Origin of the sequence: Sphingomonas metalli (assembly GCF_014641735.1) — a bacterium.
Lineage (GTDB): Bacteria > Pseudomonadota > Alphaproteobacteria > Sphingomonadales > Sphingomonadaceae > Sphingomonas > Sphingomonas metalli.
Genome location: NZ_BMIH01000014.1, coordinates 615 through 1,808, shown reverse-complemented (window position 1 = coordinate 1,808; position 1,194 = coordinate 615). Strand labels below are relative to the sequence as shown.

General features: G+C 66.5%; 3 protein-coding genes. All 3 read left to right on the top strand.

Annotated elements, in window-relative coordinates:
* Window position 1 precedes the first annotated feature (1 nt).
* From traD to IEX18_RS18440, 3 genes are read left to right on the top strand one after another with little or no spacing between them, the layout of a single operon-like run.
* Entirely contained in the window at window positions 2-196 is a 195-nt protein-coding gene (gene traD, locus IEX18_RS18450) for a conjugal transfer protein TraD (protein ID WP_229664721.1), read from the top strand.
* A gap of 8 nt (window positions 197-204) precedes the next feature.
* Complete coding sequence (locus IEX18_RS18445; protein WP_188661412.1) at window positions 205-555, top strand: DUF3147 family protein; 351 nt, start codon at window positions 205-207, stop codon at window positions 553-555.
* A 12-nt stretch (window positions 556-567) separates the two neighbouring features.
* A complete protein-coding gene (locus tag IEX18_RS18440) occupies window positions 568-852 on the top strand; it encodes a hypothetical protein (protein ID WP_188661409.1) in 285 nt (94 codons plus the stop codon).
* Window positions 853-1,194 lie beyond the last annotated feature (342 nt).

The window sequence follows — 1,194 nt, the reverse complement described above, 5'->3', positions numbered from 1 at the left end:
GATCGAGCTGGGCGGGCTGGTCCAGAAAGCCGGCCTGGTCGAGCTGGCCGACGACGATCGCGCCACCATCTACGGCGCGCTGCTCGACGCCGCGGCCCGCGCCCGGGTCGAGGAAGCCGATGCGGTCCTCGCGCTCTGGAAGCGGCGCGGCAAACGGGCCTTCGACGCGGAAGCGGAACCGTTGACCGATAGCTGAGGTGTGTCGTGCTTTACCTGCTTCTCAAGGCCGGCATCTCGGCCGTCATCATCGTCGCCGTTTCCGAGATCGCCAAGCGCAGCCCTGGCGTCGGTGCGCTGGTCGCCTCTCTCCCCCTTGTCTCGGTGTTGGGCATGATGTGGCTGTGGCGCGACACGCACGATCCTGTCCGCATGGCGGCTCATGCCGGTGCGACCTTCTGGTTCGTGCTGCCCTCGCTGCCCATGTTCCTGCTGATCCCGGCCATGCTCGATCGCGGCGCGCCGTTCTGGCTCGCGCTCACGGCCGGGTGCGTGCTCACGATCGCGCTCTACCTTGCCCTGACATGGGCGGGTCCGCGGTTCGGATTGCGGCTCTGAGGGGACAAGGTGATGGCTGATTTCAACATCGAGGCGATCCGGGCCGAGGTCCGCGCGATGGAGTTCGTGCGCGGCACGCCCCCGGAAGTCGCCATGTGGCGTGAGGACATGGCGGAGTCGCGCGCCAACCTTGTGATCGAGGACATGATCCCGACGCCCAACGAGAATGCGTTTTTCAACATGATGCTCGATGAAGGCGTGCCTCCTCCCCTCGTGTCACAAATCCTGCTCCGGCTGCTCGATCATCCCGACGCCGATCAGTCCCTGCCGGTCACGCCGATCGCCGCGGCGCGCTGATGCCTAAGCGGCGGATAAGCCCGCTGTTGGCGGTCTTCATCGCCTTCGTGGTGCTGATGGCGAGCAGCGCCTGGCTCAAAGGCATCTTCGGCTATGGCGAGATAGCGACCGACATTCCGTTTCTGCTCGCGGGCATGGTCCTGTTCCTGGCTTGGCGGTTCAACCGGCGCGCGGGCAACCGGCAAAACGATCTGCTGGGTTCCGCCCGCTTCGGCGACCGCGCCGACGTGCGGAAGCTGGAAACCTCCGGGGATCTCCTGATCGGCCGCTCGGCGAAGTCGGGCAAGCTCCTCCGCTATGATGGTCCCGCCCATCTGCTGACGATGGCCCCGACCCGCTCGG